General features: G+C 65.4%; 18 protein-coding genes. 7 read left to right on the forward strand and 11 right to left on the reverse strand.

Annotated elements, in window-relative coordinates:
* Positions 1-93: 93 nt before the first annotated feature.
* The gene (locus H0X91_RS02770; protein ID WP_006493458.1) at positions 94-483 is read right to left on the reverse strand and encodes a VOC family protein; all 390 of its coding nucleotides are present in this window, start codon (positions 481-483) and stop codon (positions 94-96) included.
* 72 nt (positions 484-555) lie between these two features.
* On the opposite strand from H0X91_RS02770, the gene H0X91_RS02775 reads away from it, so the two are divergent.
* A complete protein-coding gene (locus tag H0X91_RS02775; protein WP_058902902.1) occupies positions 556-1,533 on the forward strand; it encodes a helix-turn-helix domain-containing protein in 978 nt (325 codons plus the stop codon).
* Positions 1,534-1,623: 90 nt separating this feature from the next.
* On the opposite strand, the gene gltA is transcribed toward H0X91_RS02775, so the two are convergent.
* The 7 genes from gltA to H0X91_RS02810 form a co-directional block, all read right to left on the reverse strand.
* On the reverse strand, positions 1,624-2,925 hold the full coding sequence (gene gltA, locus H0X91_RS02780) for a citrate synthase (RefSeq protein ID WP_006487713.1): 1,302 nt from the start codon (positions 2,923-2,925) through the stop codon (positions 1,624-1,626).
* 66 nt (positions 2,926-2,991) lie between these two features.
* A complete protein-coding gene (locus H0X91_RS02785; protein WP_006495963.1) occupies positions 2,992-3,261 on the reverse strand; it encodes an FAD assembly factor SdhE in 270 nt (89 codons plus the stop codon).
* 7 nt (positions 3,262-3,268) lie between these two features.
* Complete coding sequence (locus tag H0X91_RS02790) at positions 3,269-3,970, reverse strand: succinate dehydrogenase iron-sulfur subunit (RefSeq protein WP_006479352.1); 702 nt, start codon at positions 3,968-3,970, stop codon at positions 3,269-3,271.
* A gap of 21 nt (positions 3,971-3,991) precedes the next feature.
* On the reverse strand, positions 3,992-5,767 hold the full coding sequence (gene sdhA / locus H0X91_RS02795; protein WP_006487772.1) for a succinate dehydrogenase flavoprotein subunit: 1,776 nt from the start codon (positions 5,765-5,767) through the stop codon (positions 3,992-3,994).
* Between the two features lie 3 nt (positions 5,768-5,770).
* Positions 5,771-6,139 carry a succinate dehydrogenase, hydrophobic membrane anchor protein gene (gene sdhD / locus H0X91_RS02800; protein ID WP_006487767.1) on the reverse strand — a complete coding sequence of 123 codons (369 nt, stop codon included), beginning with the start codon at positions 6,137-6,139 and terminating at the stop codon, positions 5,771-5,773.
* Positions 6,140-6,143: 4 nt separating this feature from the next.
* Positions 6,144-6,560 (reverse strand): succinate dehydrogenase, cytochrome b556 subunit, encoded by a 417-nt coding sequence (gene sdhC, locus H0X91_RS02805; RefSeq protein WP_012493208.1) that lies wholly within the window; start codon positions 6,558-6,560, stop codon positions 6,144-6,146.
* A gap of 169 nt (positions 6,561-6,729) precedes the next feature.
* Entirely contained in the window at positions 6,730-7,554 is an 825-nt protein-coding gene (locus H0X91_RS02810) for a GntR family transcriptional regulator (RefSeq protein ID WP_077020964.1), read from the reverse strand.
* 288 nt (positions 7,555-7,842) lie between these two features.
* Here H0X91_RS02810 and H0X91_RS02815 point away from each other — a divergent pair, with 288 nt between their 5' ends.
* The 5 genes from H0X91_RS02815 to acnA all read left to right on the forward strand — a co-directional run bounded on the left by H0X91_RS02815 (position 7,843) and on the right by acnA (position 15,014).
* Entirely contained in the window at positions 7,843-8,829 is a 987-nt protein-coding gene (locus H0X91_RS02815; RefSeq protein ID WP_006487742.1) for a malate dehydrogenase, read from the forward strand.
* A 185-nt stretch (positions 8,830-9,014) separates the two neighbouring features.
* Positions 9,015-10,022: an HpcH/HpaI aldolase/citrate lyase family protein gene (locus H0X91_RS02820; protein WP_059722611.1), complete on the forward strand. Its 1,008-nt coding sequence runs from the start codon at positions 9,015-9,017 to the stop codon at positions 10,020-10,022.
* A 230-nt stretch (positions 10,023-10,252) separates the two neighbouring features.
* The gene (locus tag H0X91_RS02825; RefSeq protein WP_006487782.1) at positions 10,253-10,765 is read left to right on the forward strand and encodes a hypothetical protein; all 513 of its coding nucleotides are present in this window, start codon (positions 10,253-10,255) and stop codon (positions 10,763-10,765) included.
* 27 nt (positions 10,766-10,792) lie between these two features.
* Positions 10,793-12,244 carry a bifunctional 2-methylcitrate dehydratase/aconitate hydratase gene (locus tag H0X91_RS02830; protein ID WP_196432787.1) on the forward strand — a complete coding sequence of 484 codons (1,452 nt, stop codon included), beginning with the start codon at positions 10,793-10,795 and terminating at the stop codon, positions 12,242-12,244.
* Between the two features lie 52 nt (positions 12,245-12,296).
* Positions 12,297-15,014, forward strand: coding sequence for an aconitate hydratase AcnA (gene acnA, locus H0X91_RS02835; protein WP_006495966.1), 2,718 nt, complete (start codon positions 12,297-12,299; stop codon positions 15,012-15,014).
* A 176-nt stretch (positions 15,015-15,190) separates the two neighbouring features.
* Here the strand turns inward: acnA and H0X91_RS02840 are convergent, their stop codons facing one another.
* From H0X91_RS02840 to H0X91_RS02850, 3 genes are read right to left on the reverse strand one after another with little or no spacing between them, the layout of a single operon-like run.
* Complete coding sequence (locus tag H0X91_RS02840; RefSeq protein ID WP_034202608.1) at positions 15,191-15,631, reverse strand: DUF1801 domain-containing protein; 441 nt, start codon at positions 15,629-15,631, stop codon at positions 15,191-15,193.
* A complete protein-coding gene (locus H0X91_RS02845) occupies positions 15,628-16,065 on the reverse strand; it encodes an SRPBCC family protein (protein WP_034202609.1) in 438 nt (145 codons plus the stop codon). The genes H0X91_RS02840 and H0X91_RS02845 overlap by 4 nt, the downstream gene beginning before the upstream one ends.
* Positions 16,065-16,388: an ArsR/SmtB family transcription factor gene (locus tag H0X91_RS02850; RefSeq protein WP_058902898.1), complete on the reverse strand. Its 324-nt coding sequence runs from the start codon at positions 16,386-16,388 to the stop codon at positions 16,065-16,067. Before H0X91_RS02850 ends, H0X91_RS02845 begins: the two co-directional genes overlap by 1 nt.
* A gap of 647 nt (positions 16,389-17,035) precedes the next feature.
* Here H0X91_RS02850 and H0X91_RS02855 point away from each other — a divergent pair.
* A complete protein-coding gene (locus tag H0X91_RS02855; RefSeq protein WP_062910533.1) occupies positions 17,036-18,769 on the forward strand; it encodes a S53 family peptidase in 1,734 nt (577 codons plus the stop codon).
* Positions 18,770-18,807: the final 38 nt, after the last annotated feature.

The raw sequence follows: 18,807 nt of genomic DNA on the forward strand, positions 1-18,807 counted from the left end.
AGCGTGTCGTGATGTGCCGTCAGCGTACGGCCGGCGCATGGCCGCGATCACCACTATCCGGCCAATGATCGATACAATCCTGACAATCGCGTGTCACTCGGGACGATGGCAGACCACGCAGAGCTTGTTGCCGTCCGGGTCGCGGAAATAGGCGCCGTAATAGTCGCGGTGATAGTACGGCCTCAGGCCCGGCGGCCCTTCGCAGGTGCCGCCCTGCCGCAGCGCGAGCGCATGGCAGCGATCGACGTGCGCGCGGGTCGGTACATCGAACGCGATCGTATGGCCGTTGCCCGGCGCCGGCGCGTGGCCGTCGAGCGGCTTGCCGAAGAAGAACAGCGGCCGCTCGGCGTCGGCCGGCATCCAGCCCGACCAGCCGTCGGGCTCGCGGAATTTCAGGCGCAGCCCGAGTGCCGCGAACAACGGCGCGTAGAAATCGTAGGCGCGCGCCGTATCGCTGACGCCCACGCAAACATGTGAAAGCATGGCATCGCTCCGAGGTGACGATCGCTCACGATCATGCCACGACGCGCTGCCCGCCCCCAAACGGAGGCCGTGATGAAACCGCAATACGAGCACGTGACGTTCGCATCCGGCTGTTCGATCCGCGTCTATCACCGTCAGCTCGCGCGCATCCCGTTCGAATGGCATCGCCATCCCGAGTACGAACTGACGCTGACGCTCAACAGCCGCGGCCAGCGCTTCATCGGCGATCACGTCGCACACTACGCGGACGACGATCTCGTGCTCGTGCCGCCCAACCTGCCGCATACGTGGTCGTCGAACGCGCGCATCGATCGCGACGCGCCCGAGGTGGCGCTCGTCGTCTGGTTCGACGGAGACTGGGCACGGCGGCTGGCCGACTGCTGCCCCGAATACGCGCCGCTGCGTTCGCTGCTGCGACGCGCGGCGCCCGGCCTGCGCTTCGACGGGGAGACGGCCCGCGCGATGCGCGCGCGGCTGCCGCTGTTGCTCGATCCGTCGCCGCGCGTGCGGCTCGCAGCCACGCTGGACACGCTTGCCGATCTCGCGGAAACCGGCGGCGAACCGCTCGCCACCGCGCACGCGTACGACCGGCCCGACGGCGCCGCGTCGCCCGCCGACCCGGCCGCGCCCGAGGCCGAGCGCCTCGACCGCGTGCTCGACGCGATCGACCGGCATTTCCACGAACCGCTGCGCATCGATGCACTCGCCGCTGCCGCGCACATGTCCGAACGCACGCTGCAACGGCTGTTCGTCCGGCATCTCGGCGAAAGCGTCGGCCGCTACGTGCAGCGGCTGCGGCTCGCGCACGCATGCCGCCACCTCGTCGGCACCGACTGGCCGATCGCGACGGTGGCCGCGCGCTGCGGCATTCCGAATGCCGCGAACTTCAATCGCCAGTTCCTCGCCGCGCGCGGCACGACGCCCGGCGCGTACCGGCAGTTCTTCAAGCAGCACGGCCACGCGCCCGACGGCGATGCACCCGCGCTCGACACACGGCCGCCATCGCTGGAGCGCCGCACCGGATCGGGCCAACATCGACCGCCCAAATGAAAACACCCCGACGGGCGGACCCGTCGGGGTGTCGTGGCGTGGCGATTTCCCGACGCGAGCGGCCTGCCGGCCGTTCGCGCCACACACGGCTTAACGTGCGTTGAGCGGCTTCGCTTCGCGCGGCGTATCGCCGATGAACAGCTGACGCGGACGGCCGATCTTCTGTTCCGGATCCGCAATCATTTCGTTCCACTGTGCGATCCAGCCGACCGTACGTGCCATCGCGAAGATACACGTGAACATCGACGTCGGGATGCCCAGCGCGCGCTGGACGATGCCCGAGTAGAAGTCGACGTTCGGGTACAGCTTGCGCGACACGAAGTATTCGTCTTCCAGCGCGATCTTCTCGAGCTGCATCGCGAGCTTGAACAGCGGGTCGTCGTGCAGGCCCAGTTCGTTCAGCACTTCGTAGCACGTTTCGCGCATCAGCTTCGCACGCGGGTCGTAGTTCTTGTACACGCGGTGGCCGAAGCCCATCAGCTTCACGCCCGAATTCTTGTCCTTCACCTGCTTGATGAATTCGGGGATGTTGTCCGGCGAACCGATCTGCTCGAGCATGTTCAGCGCGGCTTCGTTCGCACCACCGTGCGCCGGGCCCCACAGACACGCGATACCGGCTGCGATACACGCGAACGGGTTCGCGCCCGACGAGCCGGCCAGGCGGACCGTCGACGTCGATGCGTTCTGCTCGTGATCGGCGTGCAGGATCAGGATACGGTCGAGCGCACGGACGAGCACGTCGTTGACCTTGTACTCTTCGCACGGGTTCGAGAACATCATATGCATGAAGTTCGCGCTGTACGACAGCGAGTTCTTCGGATACACGAACGGCTGGCCGATGCTGTACTTGTACGCCATCGCGACGAGCGTCGGCAGCTTCGCGATCATGCGGATCGCCGACACTTCGCGGTGACGCGGGTCGTTGATGTCGAGCGAGTCGTGGTAGAACGCGGACAGTGCGCCGACCGCGGCGACCAGGATCGCCATCGGGTGCGCGTCGCGACGGAAGCCACGGAAGAAGAAGTGCATCTGCTCGTGCACCATCGTGTGCTTCGTGACGGTGTCGACGAATTCCTTCTTCTGCGCGGCGTTCGGCAGTTCGCCCTTCAGCAGCAGGTAGCAGCTTTCGAGGAAGTCCGCGTTTTGCGCGAGGTTGTCGATCGGGTAGCCGCGATACAGCAGTTCGCCCTTGTCGCCGTCGATGTACGTGATCGCCGAATTACACGAAGCCGTCGACATGAAGCCCGGGTCGTACGTGAACTTGCCGGTCTGGCCGTACAGCTTGCGGATGTCGATCACGTCCGGGCCCATCGTGCCCTTGTAGATCGGCAGTTCGACGCTCGGCGAGTTGTCGCTGAACGATAGCGTGGCTTTAACATCAGACGGAGTCATGGCACATCCTCAATCGAAATAAAGAAACGGGATTCGATAACGGGCACAGCGCGTTACACCTTGGCGTTACACGTTGCGCAGCATCTCCAACAGCCGGTGAATGTCCGGGCTGTCTAGGTCGCCCTCTGGTTCCTTGCGCGCGAGGAGCAAGTCCATCAGGTCGTTGTCGCTCAGATCGAGCAGGCGCGACAACGCGCCTACGTCTGCATCGGTGAGGTCATGCTCGTATCTGCTGAAGAACCGTTCGAAAACGATGTCGTTTTCCAGCAGACCCCGCCGCGCACGCCAGCGAAGGCGCGCGCGACGGTGCGGGTCGGATTGATGCGAATCGCTCATCTCGACCTTAAACAGCGCGGCGGACCATCAGTTCCTTGATCTTGCCGATCGCCTTCGTCGGGTTCAGGCCCTTCGGGCAAACGTCGACGCAGTTCATGATCGTGTGGCAACGGAACAGACGGTACGGGTCTTCCAGGTTGTCGAGACGCTCGCCGGTCGCCGTGTCGCGGCTATCCGCGATGAAGCGGTAAGCCTGCAGCAGGCCGGCCGGGCCGACGAACTTGTCCGGGTTCCACCAGAAGCTCGGGCACGACGTCGAGCAGCTCGCACACAGAATGCACTCGTACACGCCGTCGAGCTCGTCGCGCTCTTCCGGCGACTGGAGGCGTTCCTTCTCCGGCGGCGGCGCGTCGTTGATCAGGTACGGCTTGATCGAGTGGTACTGGTTGAAGAAGTGCGTCATGTCGACGATCAGGTCGCGCACGACGGGCAGGCCCGGCAGCGGACGCAGCACGATCTTCTGCGGCAGGTCGTTCAGGTTCGTCAGGCACGCGAGACCGTTCTTGCCGTTGATGTTCATCGCGTCCGAACCGCACACGCCTTCACGGCACGAACGACGGAACGACAGCGTCTCGTCCAGGGCCTTCAGCTTGACCAGTGCGTCGAGCAGCATGCGCTCATGCTGGATCTCGAGCTCGTACGTCTGCATGCGCGGCGCTGCGTCCTTGTCCGGATCGTAGCGGTAGACTTCAAAAATGCGTTTTGCCATTTCGGATTCCTTTGACTCGGCTTAGAACGTGCGCGGCTTCGGCGGCACGGATTCGACCGTCAGCGGCTTCATTTGAACCGGCTTGTAGTCGAGGCGATCGCCTTCGCTGTACCACAGCGTGTGGCGCAGCCAGTTCTCGTCGTCACGGTGTTCGTAGTCGCTGTGCGCGTGCGCGCCGCGGCTTTCCTTGCGCGCTTCCGCCGACACCATCGTCGCGCGGGCCACTTCGATCAGGTTCTCCAGCTCGAGCGCTTCGACGCGCGCGGTGTTGAACACCTTCGACTTGTCCTTCAGGTGGATGTTTTCCACGCGCGCCTTCAGGCCGGCCATCTGGTCGACGCCTTCCTTCAGCAGTTCCGACGTGCGGAACACGCCTGCGTGCTTCTGCATCGTCGAGCGGATGTCGTTCGCGACGTCCTGCGTGTATTCGCCCGACGTCGACTTGTCGAGCTTCGCGAGGCGCGCCAGCGAGAATTCACCTGCATCGGCCGGCAGCGGCTTGTGTTCCTTCTGGTTCTTCACGTGCTCGACGATGTGGTTGCCGGCCGCACGGCCGAACACCACGAGGTCCAGCAGCGAATTCGTGCCGAGGCGGTTCGCGCCGTGCACGGACACGCACGAGCACTCGCCCACTGCGTAGAAACCGTTGACCGGATCCTTGTGGCCGCGCGACGTGCCGACGACCTGACCGTGGATGTTGGTCGGGATGCCGCCCATCTGGTAGTGGATCGTCGGGACGACCGGGATCGGTTCCTTGATCGCGTCGACGTTCGCGAACTTCAGCGCGATTTCGCGGATCGACGGCAGACGCTTCATGATCGTCTCGGCGCCGATGTGCGACAGGTCGAGCAGCACGTGATCCTTGTTCGGACCGACGCCGCGACCTTCCTTGATTTCCTGGTCCATCGAACGCGACACGAAGTCACGCGGCGCCAGATCCTTCAGCGTCGGCGCGTAGCGCTCCATGAAACGCTCGCCGTTCGCGTTGCGCAGGATCCCGCCTTCGCCGCGCACGCCTTCGGTGATCAGCACGCCCGCGCCGGCCACGCCGGTCGGGTGGAACTGCCAGAACTCCATGTCCTGCAGCGCGATGCCCGAACGCGCGGCCATGCCGAGGCCGTCGCCGGTGTTGATGAACGCGTTGGTCGATGCCGCGAAGATCCGGCCTGCGCCGCCCGTCGCGAACAGCGTCGTCTTGCCTTCCATGATGTAGACGTCGCCCGTCTCCATCTCGAGGGCCGTCACGCCGAGCACGTCGCCGTCCGCGTCGCGGATCAGGTCGAGCGCCATCCATTCGACGAAGAACTGCGTCTTCGCTTCGACGTTCTGCTGGTACAGCGTGTGCAGCAGCGCGTGGCCGGTACGGTCGGCGGCCGCGCAAGCGCGCTGGACCGGCTTCTCGCCGTAGTTCGCGGTGTGGCCGCCGAACGGACGCTGGTAGATCGTGCCGTCCGCGTTGCGGTCGAACGGCATGCCGAAATGCTCGAGCTCGTACACGACGTTCGGCGCTTCGCGGCACATGAATTCGATCGCGTCCTGGTCGCCGAGCCAGTCGGAGCCCTTGATCGTGTCGTAGAAGTGGAAGTGCCAGTTGTCTTCGCTCATGTTGCCGAGCGACGCGCCGATACCGCCTTGCGCGGCCACCGTGTGCGAACGCGTCGGGAACACCTTCGACAGCACGCCGACCGACAGGCCCGCGCGCGACAGTTGCAGCGCCGCGCGCAAGCCGGAGCCGCCCGCGCCGACGATCACGACGTCAAACTTGCGGCGCGGGAGGGAAGTTTTGATTGCAGCCATTCTTTACACTCTCCAGAGAATCTGCGCGGCGTAGCCCGCACATGCGAGCAGCCAGACGATGGTCAGCGATTGCAGCAGCAGGCGCACACCGACGGGCTTCACGTAGTCCATCCAGATGTCGCGCACGCCGACCCATGCGTGGTAGAAGAGGGAAAGCAGCATCACGAAGGTCGCGAGCTTCATCCATTGCGCGGCGAAGATCGATGCCCAGCCTTCGTACGAAAAATCGTGCGCGCCGAAGAACAGGACGAGCAGAATGACCGTGTAGACCGCCATGATCGTGGCGGTGACGCGCTGCGCGAGCCAGTCGCGCAGGCCGTAGTGTGCGCCGACGACGAGGCGCTTCGAGCCGATTCGGTTGTTGGCTGCCATTTTCTTAGAATGCTCCGAACAGTTTGAGTGCCATGGCGATCGTCAGCGCGATCGAGACGACAAAGACGACGACTGCCGTCCGCTTGCCGCCTTCCTTCGTGACGGCGTCGTGATTGACGTCCATCAGCAGGTGGCGAATGCCGGCGCAGAAATGGTGGAAGAAGGCCCACGACAACGCGAGGACGATCAGCTTGACGACGATGTTGGAGAGGAAGGCCTTGAAGACTTCGAAGCTGAGCTCGGACGTCAGGCTCTGGTCGAAGAGGAACAGCAGGAACGGCAGGAACAAGAACAGCAGCGCGCCGCTGACTCGATGGAGAATCGACAATATCGCCGCCAGCGGCATGCGATATTTCATCGTGATATCGCCGAATCCGATGTTCCGGTATTCCGGCCTCGGCTTTCTTACTGCGTCAGTCATGCTAGACCCCTACTATGTTGTCACACTAATCCGCAATTTTAGCGCCTTTTTATATCGCGCTGCAGCGAAAGTCTGCTCTGGATAGTTGCGCGAACAAGAACAAAGGCGGCCCGAAACGTGCTTCGCGAGCGTGGGGTACGCGAATGCACGCGGCCTGAGCCGAACGTCGTCAACTCAAGTCATTCTGATAGTAGTACCCGGTTGTGACATACCAGCCGCGTCGCACTTCCACCGGCCGGTCCCCGTACGTATAGGACACGCGCTCCACCGACAGCAGCGGGAAACCCGCCGGCACGTGCAGCAGGTCGGCCACCGCCGGATCCGCCGCGACCGCGCGGATCTTCTCCGTCGCGCGGATCATCCGCGTACCGAACTCCGTCTCGAACATCGCGTAGAGCGGCCCCTTGTATTCGCTCAGCCGCTCGAACGTGAGCCCGCGGAACATCGCACCCGGCAGCCAGATCTCGTCGAGCACCGTCGCTTCGTTCTCGAACTCCAGCAGGCGGCGCACCTGCACGACGGGATCGGCCGGCTTCAGGTCGAGCTGCCGCGCGATCTCGGCCGGTGCGCGCAGGCGCCGGCATTCGAGCAGGCGGCTCACGTGCGGGTGCTCGGCACCGTCGTCGGCCAGCAGCCGCAGGAAGCGGAACTGCGCGCGATCTTCGTTGTGCGTTGCAACAAAAGTGCCCTTGCCCTGCCGCCGGACCACGAGGTTTTCGGCGGCCAGCTCGTCGATCGCCTTGCGAACGGTGCCCTGGCTGACCTTGTAACGGGCCGCGAGCTCCACTTCGCTGGGGATGATCTCGCCCGGCTTCCACTCGCCGGATTCGAGACTTTGCGTGATCAATGACTTAATCTGCTGGTATAACGGGCTGAACGTCGGCGACGCGGAGGCCGCGGGCGAGGCTGCGGGATCGCCCGCACCCGGCTGCCCTGGGCCGCCTGCGCCGGTCTGATTCGCGGTGTTCGCCTGGTTCGATGTCATGGCGCGCATTTCATCACAAACCGCACTTTTTCGTCCACTCAATTTCCGCAAAACATCTGTCTTATATAAGACATATGATACCGTTTGACTTTGCGCGTGACGGCTCCTACACTCCCGGTCGAGCAAGGGTTCGCGGGTGCAACAGCGCGTCCCCGGCTACGTGCCACGGCCGTCTCCAGGTTCACCGCGTCTGCCATCGCGAGTCCTCCGCCCTGCTTCAATGCAACGCTACGCACAACGCGCATAGAATGGCGTTTTCGCTCGCGTCCAACGCTTCACCCGTCCTGGAGATTTTCAATGGCTAAGCCCGCAAAGCGCGTTGCCGTCACCGGCGCCGCAGGTCAAATCGCTTACTCCCTGCTGTTCCGCATCGCGAACGGCGACCTGCTCGGCAAGGATCAGCCGGTCATCCTGCAACTGCTCGACCTCCCGCAAGCCCAAGCCGCCGTCAAAGGCGTCGTGATGGAACTCGACGATTGCGCGTTCCCGCTGCTCGCGGGCGTCGTGATCACCGACGATCCGAAGGTTGCATTCAAGGATGCAGACGTCGCGCTGCTGGTCGGTGCACGCCCGCGCTCGAAGGGCATGGAGCGCAAGGACCTGCTGTCGGCAAACGCCGAAATCTTCACGGTTCAGGGCGCTGCGCTGAACGAAGTCGCGAGCCGCGACGTGAAGGTGCTGGTCGTCGGCAACCCGGCGAACACGAACGCGTACATCGCGATGAAGTCGGCGCCGGATCTGCCGAAGAAGAACTTCACGGCCATGCTGCGCCTCGACCACAACCGCGCGCTGTCGCAACTCGCCGCCAAGTCGGGCAAGCCGGTCGCGTCGATCGAGAAGCTCGCCGTGTGGGGCAACCACTCGCCGACGATGTACCCGGACTTCCGCTTCGCGACCGCCGAAGGCGAATCGCTGCTGAAGCTGATCAACGACGACGTGTGGAACCGCGACACGTTCATCCCGACCGTCGGCAAGCGCGGCGCGGCGATCATCGAAGCGCGCGGCCTGTCGTCGGCAGCGTCGGCAGCCAACGCGGCGATCGACCACGTCCGTGACTGGGTGCTCGGCACGAACGGCAAGTGGGTCACGATGGGCATCCCGTCGGACGGCTCGTACGGCATCCCCGAAGACATCATCTACGGCGTGCCGGTCACCTGCGAAAACGGCGAATACAAGCGCGTCGAAGGCCTGGAAATCGACGCGTTCTCGCGCGAGAAGATGGACGGCACGCTGGCCGAGCTGCTCGAAGAGCGCGATGGCGTCGCCCACCTGCTGAAGAACTAAGCATCATGCGCCTTTGCCGGGCGGCCCTCGGGCCACCCGGTTCCGGTCCGGGCCGGCCAGCCGCCGGCCCTGCCGAACGATCCGATCCGCGCACGTTTTGCCGCCCGACGCCCGCCGCGCACCGGCCCAGAACCTGCCCGAATCCGATTTTCTCCACGTTGACCCGCTTCCCTGACGTAGAAGAGATGGCCGTGCTCACTCCTGCACAAGTGCTGTACGACGGGGCGTCCCCGCCCGCGATCCTGCCCTGCTGCGATCATTACGCGGGCAGCGAGAAGCTGATGCGCAAGTCGCTCGCGCTGCAGGCCGAGCTGGGTCCCGTGTTCGACCTCACACTCGACTGCGAGGACGGCGCGGCCGTCGGCCAGGAGGCCGCGCACGCGGCGCTCGTCGCCGACCTGCTCGGCAGCGCCGAGAACCGCTTCGGCCGCGTCGGCGTCCGCATCCACGACTTTTCCCATCCGCACTGGCGCGACGACGTGCGCATCGTGCTGCGCGCATCGCGCGTACCCGCCTACATCACGCTGCCGAAGGTCGCGAACGCCGCCGACGCGGCCGAAATGACCGCGTTCATCGAAGGCACCCGCCGCGAGCTCGGCATCGCGCAGCCGATCCCGGTCGACGTGCTGATCGAGACGCACGGCGCGCTCGCGCAGGCGGCCGCCCTCGCCGCGCTGCCGACGGTCGGCACGCTGAGCTTCGGGCTGATGGATTTCGTGTCCGCGCACCACGGCGCGATTCCCGATTCCGCGATGCGCTCGCCCGGCCAGTTCGATCATCCGCTCGTGCGCCGCGCGAAGCTGGAAATCGCCGCCGCCTGTCACGCGCACGGCAAGACGCCGTCGCACAACGTGACGACCGAGGTGCGCGACATGAGCGTCGTGGCCGGCGATGCGCGCCGCGCGCGCGACGAATTCGCGTTCACGCGGATGTGGAGCATCCACCCCGCGCAGATCCGCCCGATCGTCGACGCGTTCGCGCCGCGCACCGACGAAGTCACGCTGGCCGCCGAGATCCTGCTGGCCGCGCAGGCCGCCGACTGGGGCCCGACGCGCCACGGTGATACGCTGCACGATCGCGCGAGTTATCGTTATTACTGGTCGGTGCTGCGCCGCGCGCAGGCCACCGGCCAACCCGTACCGTCCGAGGCCGCACCGCTGTTCGGCCCTGCCGCAGCGGGCGTCGCGCCGTGAGCGCGCGCCACCTGTCGATACACGCGTTTCATGCATTCGTCGATGCGCGAACCGGACAGAGGTTTGCGAAACGACAAAAAACGTAACGGAGCCCGAAAACCTGATATATGCGCGGCCAAATAGGTGAAAATAGCGGCCGCTGCGCGCTTTCGGGGCGCGTGCAGTTTCAAACCGGCCGGCAGTTTCGATTGCCGGCCCTTGTCAACTGATTATCGAAAGGTTCTGACTCCATGAAGAAACTCCTGATCGCTACCGCCATCGGCGCCTTGTCCGCCACGATGCTGGTGTCGGCTCCGAGCGCGTTTGCCCAGGGTACGGCCACCACCGCGAAGAAGGCCACGGCCAAGCGCCCGGCGCCGGCCAAGCGCATCATCCCGCGCAGCAAGAAGGCGCAGGCACGCGCGGCGGCCAAGGTCGATCCGGTACCGGACGGCGCGGTCAAGTGGTCCTGTAAGGAAGGTCTGTCGTTCGACCTCGCCGGCGACATGAAGCGCGACCAGGTTGTCACGGTTCACTGGGCGAAGAAGAACTACAAGCTGCCGCGTCAGACCACGACGACGGGCGCCGACACGTTCTACGATCCGGCAGCGGGCTTCAAGCTGGTCGTGATCCCGACCAAGGCGATGCTGTTCTCCGACGCGAACGGCGGCGAGCGCCTCGCGGACGAATGCGTGACGCCGGAAATGGCGCAAGGCACGGCAGCACCGACGCAGTCGAACGAGCTGAAGCCGGCCACGAACTAAGCGCGTTTTTCCGCTCCCGGCCCCTCGATGTCCGCCCCGGTCTCCAACGTCCGCCCTGCTCCGGATACGGTACTCGTCGATATCGTCGACTACGTGCTGAACACCGGCATCGACAGCGCGCTCGCGCTGGAGACGGCGCGTCATTGCCTGATCGACACGCTCGGATGCGGACTCGAGGCGCTGTCCTACCCTGCCTGCACCAAGCTGCTCGGCCCCGTCGTGCCCGGCACGATCGTGCCGAACGGTGCGAAGGTGCCCGGCACGTCCTTCCAGCTCGATCCCGTCCAGGCCGCGTTCGGCATCGGCGCGATGATCCGCTGGCTGGACTTCAACGACACCTGGCTCGCCGCCGAATGGGGTCATCCGTCCGACAACCTCGGCGGGATCCTGGCGACGGCCGACTGGCTCTCCCGCACGGCCCGCGCGGCCGGCCGGAAGCCGCTCTCGATGCGCGATGTGCTGGTCGCGATGATTCAGGCCCACGAGATCCAGGGCTGCCTCGCCCTCGAGAATTCGTTCAACGCGGTCGGGCTCGACCACGTGCTGCTCGTGAAGGTCGCGTCGACGGCCGTCGTCGGGCGGCTCCTCGGGCTCACGCGCGACGAGTTGATCAACGCGGTCTCCAACGCATTCGTCGACGGCCACGCGCTGCGTACCTACCGCCATGCGCCGAACACCGGTTCGCGCAAATCCTGGGCGGCCGGCGACGCGACGTCCCGCGCGGTGCGCCTCGCGCTGATCGCGAAAACGGGTGAAATGGGCTATCCGTCGGCGCTCACCGCCAAGACCTGGGGCTTCTACGACGTGCTGTTCGACGGCAAGCCGTTCCGCTTCCAGCGCCCGTACGGCACGTACGTGATGGAAAACGTGCTGTTCAAGATCGCGTTCCCCGCCGAATTCCATGCGCAGACGGCCGCCGAGGCCGCGCTGCAGCTGCACGCGCAGCTCGCCGCGGCGGGCCGCACGACCGACGACATCAGCCGGATCACGATCCGCACGCACGCGGCCGCGATCCGCATCATCGACAAGCAGGGCCCGCTCGCCAATCCGGCCGACCGCGACCACTGCATCCAGTACATGGTCGCCGTGCCGCTGCTGTTCGGCCGGCTGACCGCGGCCGACTATGAAGACTCGGCCGCGGCGGACCCGCGCATCGACGCGCTGCGTGCGAAAACCGTGTGCGTCGAGGATCCGCAGTTCACGAAGGATTATCACGATCCGGACAAGCGATCGATCGCGAATGCGCTGACGATCGCGTTCACGGACGGATCGAAGCTTGCCGAAGTGGCGGTCGAGTACCCGCTCGGCCATCGGCGGCGCCGCGCCGAAGGCGTTCCGCTGCTGGTCGAGAAGTTCAGGACCAACCTCGCCCGCCGCTTCCCGGCCAAGCAGCAACAAGCGATTCTCGACGTGTCGCTGGACCAGGCAGAGCTCGAAGCGATGCCGGTCGATGAGTACGTCGACTTGTATGTGATATAGCCGTCAGATACAGGACTCTTTGTTTCCTAGCCTTAAACCCAGGAAAATCACCATGGCCCACAATCTCCACAAGACCCTCAAGGAATTCGACAGCGGTTCCGGCAAAGGCAAGTTCTACTCGCTGCCGCAACTCGGCAAGGAGCTGAAGACGAAGATCGAACGCCTGCCGGTGTCGATCCGCATCGTGCTCGAGTCCGTGCTGCGCAACTACGACGGCAAGAAAATCACCGAAGAGCACATCGAGCAGCTCGCGAACTGGAAGCCGACCGCGAAGCGCGTCGACGAGATTCCGTTCGTCGTGTCGCGCGTCGTGCTGCAGGATTTCACGGGCGTGCCGCTGCTCGCCGACATCGCGGCCATGCGCGGCGTCGCCGAGCGTACGGGCAAGAACCCGAAGAAGATCGAGCCGCTGGTCCCGGTCGATCTCGTCGTCGACCACTCGGTCCAGATCGACTACTTCCGCCAGAAGGACGCGCTCGACCTGAACATGAAGCTGGAATTCCAGCGCAACAACGAGCGCTACCAGTTCATGAAGTGGGGCATGCAGGCGTTCGACACGTTCAAGGTCGTGCCGCCGGGCGTGGGCATCGTCCACCAGGTGAACCTCGAATACCTCGCGCGCGGCGTGCACAAGAAGGCCGACGGCGCCGACACCGTGTACTACCCGGACACCCTCGTCGGCACGGACAGCCACACGACGATGATCAACGGCATCGGCGTGGTCGGCTGGGGCGTGGGCGGCATCGAGGCGGAAGCCGGCATGCTCGGCCAGCCGGTGTACTTCCTGACGCCGGACGTCGTCGGCGTCGAGCTGAAGGGCAAGCTGCGCGAAGGCGTGACGGCCACCGACCTGGTGCTGACGATCACCGAGATGCTGCGCAAGGAGAAGGTCGTCGGCAAGTTCGTCGAATTCTTCGGCGAAGGCACGAAGTCGCTCTCGCTGCCGGACCGCGCGACGATCGGCAACATGGCGCCGGAATACGGCGCGACGATGGGCTTCTTCCCGGTCGACGAAAAGACGATCGACTATTTCGAAGGCACCGGCCGCACGAAGGCCGAGATCGCCGCGTTCGAAAACTACTTCAAGGCGCAGAAGCTGTTCGGCATTCCGAAGGCCGGCGACATCGACTACACGAAGACGGTGACGCTCGACCTCGCGACGGTCGCCCCGTCGCTGGCCGGCCCGAAGCGCCCGCAGGACCGCATCGAGATCGGCCACGTCAAGTCGACGTTCACCGACCTGTTCTCGAAGCCGGTCGCGGAGAACGGCTTCGCGAAGAAGGCGGAAGACCTGAACACGCAGTACACGACGAGCAACGGCGTCGACGTGAAGAACGGCGACGTGCTGATCGCCGCGATCACGTCGTGCACGAACACGTCGAACCCGAGCGTGCTGCTGGCCGCCGGCCTGCTCGCGAAGAAGGCGGTCGAGGCCGGCCTCACGGTCGACCCGAAGATCAAGACCTCGCTCGCGCCGGGATCGCGCATCGTCACCGAATACCTGACGAAGACGGGCCTGCTGCCCTACCTGTCGAAGCTCGGCTTCGAAGTCGCGGCCTACGGCTGCACGACCTGTATCGGCAACGCGGGCGACCTGACGCCGGAACTGAACGAAGCGATCACGAAGAACGACATCGTCGCGGCGGCCGTGCTGTCGGGCAACCGTAACTTCGAAGCACGTATCCACCCGAATATCCGCGCGAACTTCCTCGCGTCGCCGCCGCTCGTCGTCGCGTACGCGATCGCCGGCAACATCACGCGCGACCTGATGACCGAGCCGGTCGGCAAGGGCAAGGGCGGCCGCGACATCTACCTCGGCGACATCTGGCCGACGAGCGACGAAATCCACGCGCTGCTCAAGTTCGCGCTCGACCCGAAGAAGTTCGAGGACAACTACTCGAAGCTGACCAAGAAGGGCGACCTCTGGAGCAAGATCGAGGGTGAGACGGGCGAGGTCTACGACTGGCCGAAGTCGACGTATATCGCCGAGCCGCCGTTCTTCGGCAACGACTTCTCGATGGAGCCGGCTGCATCGATCCCGACGGTCAAGGGCGCGCGCGCCCTGGGCATCTTCGGCGACTCGGTCACGACCGACCACATCAGCCCGGCAGGCTCGATCAAGGAAGACTCGCCGGCCGGCAAGTGGCTGAAGGAAAACGGCGTGCAGAAGGCCGACTTCAACAGCTACGGCTCGCGCCGCGGCAACCACGACGTGATGATGCGCGGCACGTTCGCGAACGTCCGGATCAAGAACCTGATGATCCCGGCGAAGGCAGACGGTACGCGCGTCGAAGGCGGCCTGACGATCCACCAGCCGAGCGGCGAACAGCAGTCGATCTACGACGCGGCCATGCAATACGTGGCCGCCGGCACGCCGACCGTCGTGTTCGCGGGCGAAGAGTACGGCACGGGCTCGTCGCGCGACTGGGCCGCGAAGGGCACGCAACTGCTCGGCGTGAAGGCCGTGATCGCACGCAGCTTCGAGCGGATCCACCGCTCGAACCTGGTCGGCATGGGCGTGCTGCCGCTGCAGTTCAAGGGCTCGGACAGCGTCCAGTCGCTCGGCATCACCGGTGAAGAGACGTACGACATCGAAGGCCTCGGCGACGACTTCAAGCCGCAGCAGGACGTCACGCTCGTGATCCATCGCAAGAACGGCGAAACGCAGCGCGTGCCGGTGCTGCTGCGCATCGATACGCCGATCGAAGTCGATTACTACAAGCACGGCGGCATTCTGCCGTTCGTGCTGCGCTCGCTGCTCGCGGCGTAAGCGCGCGGCCGTTGCAGGTGCCGCAGCCGCCTCGCGGCGGTTGCGGCCGATTTGGATGCCCGACCTCGTGTCGGGCTTTTTTTCGTGCACCGGTCGGTGTACGGCCGGCGCAGCGCCGATCGCACGGCGGCGGCCCGCTTTCGCGCGACGTCACCCGCCGGCATCCGGCTCGCGCGTCACGCCGCCTTGCTGGTTCGCGCCTTCGCGCCCGCGGAGGAACCCGATCGCGCGTTCTTCTTCAGATGCGTGCGGTTGTATTCGATCGCCGCGCGCACGAGGTTCTTCAATGCCCGCTTGTCGATCCTGTCGCCTTCGAAGAAATCGATCGCCCGCCGCGCATTGCCGTCGAGACCGTCGTTGAACAGCTGGTCGGGATCGGGCAGTTTCGCGCCGTGCATGAAAGTCAGCTTCACCTTGCCCTTGTGCGCGTTCGCCACTGCGATCATCCCGTCGCACGACCATACGGGGCTGCCCATCCATTTCCATTCCTCGACGATGCCCGCTTGCGCGTCGAGGATCGTCTGGCGCAGGTCCGCGAAAGTCTTGCCGCGCCAGTCGGCGATGCCGGCGATCAGCGCGTCGATGCGCGCCGACGGCGTGAGATCGGTTGTACTCATGCGCGGGCCTCCGTGCCTTCATCGGGATCGGGACGCGCCAGCACCTGTTCGAGCGACGCGAAGAACTGCGCCCACCCGTGCTGCGCACCGCGGTACGCCTGCTCCTGGTCCGTGCGGAAGCCGGCCTGCTCCATCCGCAACAGCGTGCCGCGCGGCGTCGGCGTGAGCGTCCACGTCACGACGCTTTCGAGGCCATAGGCGGCCCATGTATAGGACAGCACGCGCTGCGGCTCGATCGTCAGGACCGTGCAGTCGACCGAGCCCCAGTCCGCGCGAAAGGTGAATGCACGGCCCGCGACGGGCTCGAAGTCGCTCTGCATCAGCCACGCCGCGATCAGGTGCGGTTGCGTGAGCGCGCGCCAGATCTTCTCCGGCGGATGCGGCAGCTCCCGGTCGACGACGACGGAGCGCGTTTCGGTAGAAGCTTGGTTCATTACTGATCCATCCTTTTGAGCAGATCTTCAAGGGCATCGAACCGGCTCTGCCAGAAGCCCGCCATCTGGCTCGTCCAGTCGATCAACGGGGCCAGCGCCTGCGGCTGCGCGCTGTAGTGCGTCTGCCGGCCTTCGTGACGGTCGTTCACGAGCCCGGCCTGCTTCAGTACGCCAAGGTGCTTCGACACGGCCGGCTGCGACACGCCCGCGCGGGCGGTCAGCGCGGCGACCGTCAGCTCGCCCTCCGCGCACAGCCGCTCGAACAGCGCGCGGCGCGTGGGATCGGCGAGTGTCCGGAACAGCGTGTCGTGGGTGTTCTGCATGTCTGGCACAATTCATAACTCGATGGTTATGGATTGAAGGATATCTGCTGATCGCCGTACGTCAAGGCGGGATTTCGCGAACGACATCGTTCGATCCCGCGCCATGGGTGCGTGCGTCGCACTGGCTCGAGTCGACACCCGATTCGAGCATTTCCTCTAATCCGCGATTGCGACGCGCGATCCGAAAGCAGCCTGCAAGACTGGCCGCTGGACTGTTCCACAGTTCGGGAAACGTTCGGCTTCGGCCTGCCCCGTTCTTGTGCCTGCACGAAGCCGTTCCTGACGAGTCGCTTCCAATGACCACATAGTGCGATACGGCGTGCGGCCATTGACACGCACACGCCACGCAACCGCGCGGCGCGCCCTTCCAGGCCCGCGCACATTCCGATGCTGCAACGAACGACGCGTGCGTGTAAGCGACGCGCGTGGCCGCGCCGTCGTGCCGCGAACCGGTTCCGCCCACGGCGCCCGCCATTGCCAGCGTGAACGACGCCGCGCACGCACTCACGCGCCCCGTTGTCAGAACTGACAGCTATGGAAACTGGCAGCTACCCGAACGGCACCGAGGCCCTACGCTCGTCACCGCTCGCGGCCCCACAAGGGCCGGGGGTTCCAGTAACGTCGCCTCTCCTAAAAAAGGACTCCCGATGAAAAGGAACGCCTGGTTTGCCCTTCCCCTTCCGTCGCCCCGCCGCCTGGCGTGCGTGGCACCGCTCGTGTTCGCCGCCGCTGCGGCGCATGCGACGACGGATTGGGTCGATACCCATACGAAGGCCTTTCTGACCGGCCCGCAGTTGATGGCGCGCAGTGCGGCGCCGTCGCTCGAACTGGCAGCCGGTGAAACGACCAACGTCGTCGTCAGCCTGAAGCTGCGCAACGCCGCGCAGCTCAAGCAACTGGCGCGCGACGTGAACCGGCCCGGCAGCGCGCATTACCGCCAGTACCTGACGCACGAGCAATTCCTCGCGAACTACGCGCCGACCGACGCGCAGGTGAAGTCGGTCGTCGACTATCTGCACAAGAGCGGCTTCACAAATGTCGAGGTCGCGCCGAACCGGCTGCTGGTCTCCGCCAGCGGCACGGCCGGCACGGTGAAGGCTGCGTTCAACACGTCGCTCGTGCACTTCGAGTACGCGGGCCGCTCGGGCTTCGCCAACACGTCGACCGCGCAGGTGCCGCGCGCACTCGGCGACGTCGTCGGCTCGGTGCTCGGGCTGCAAAGTGTCGCGCGTGCGCGGCCGATGCTGCGCATCGGCAACGTCGCGAAGCCGCAGGCACTCGCCGCCGGCACGGCCACCGGCCACTATCCGAAGGAATTCCCGGGCCTCTACAACGCGACCGGCGTGCCGACCGCGGCCGGCGTGACGGTCGGCATCATCACGATCGGCGGCGTGTCGCAGACGCTGCAGGACCTGAAGCAGTTCACGTCGAGCAACGGCTACGGCACGGTCTCCACGCAGACCGTCAAGACCAACGGCACGGGCGGCAGCTATACCGACGACCAGGACGGCCAGGGCGAATGGGATCTCGACAGCCAGTCGATCGTCGGCTCGGCCGGCGGCCAGGTCGGCAAGCTGGTGTTCTACATGGCGGACCTCAACGCCGCCGGCAACACGGGCCTCACGCAGGCATTCAACCGCGCGGTGTCGGACAACACCGCGAAGGTGATCAACGTGTCGCTCGGCTGGTGCGAAACCGATGCGAACGCGGACGGCACGCTCGACGCCGAGGAACAGATCTTCACGACGGCCGCCGCGCAGGGGCAGACCTTCTCGGTATCGTCGGGCGACGAAGGCGTGTACGAGTGCAACAACCGCGGCTATCCGGACGGCGCGAACTACACGGTGTCGTGGCCGGCTTCGTCGCCGCACGTGCTCGCGATCGGCGGCACGACGCTCTACACGACGTCGGCCGGTGCGTTCTCGAACGAGACGGTGTGGAACGAAGGGCTCGATTCGAACGGCAAGCTGTGGGCGACGGGTGGCGGCGTCAGCACGATCCTGCCCGCGCCGTCGTGGCAGTCGGGCAGCAATCGCCAGTTGCCGGACGTCTCGTTCGACGCCGCGCAGAGCACGGGCGCGTACATCTACAACTACGGCCAGTTGCAGCAGATCGGCGGCACGAGCCTCGCCGCCCCGATCTTCACGGGCTTCTGGGCCCGCCTGCTCGCGGCGAACGGGACCGGCCTCGGCTTCCCGGCCAGCAACTTCTATGCGGACATTCCGTCGCATCCGTCGCTCGTGCGCTATGACGTCACGTCGGGCAACAACGGCTATCAGGGGTATGGCTACAAGGCCGGCACCGGCTGGGATCTGACCACCGGCTTCGGCAGCCTGAACATCGCGAACCTCAACCAGCTGATCAAGTCGGGCGGGTTCTGAGCGAAGCGTGAAGGCCGGCGCGCGGCGAGGGTTGCCGA

Origin of the sequence: Burkholderia sp. 9777_1386 (genome assembly GCF_015712265.1) — a bacterium.
Classification (GTDB): domain Bacteria; phylum Pseudomonadota; class Gammaproteobacteria; order Burkholderiales; family Burkholderiaceae; genus Burkholderia; species Burkholderia cenocepacia.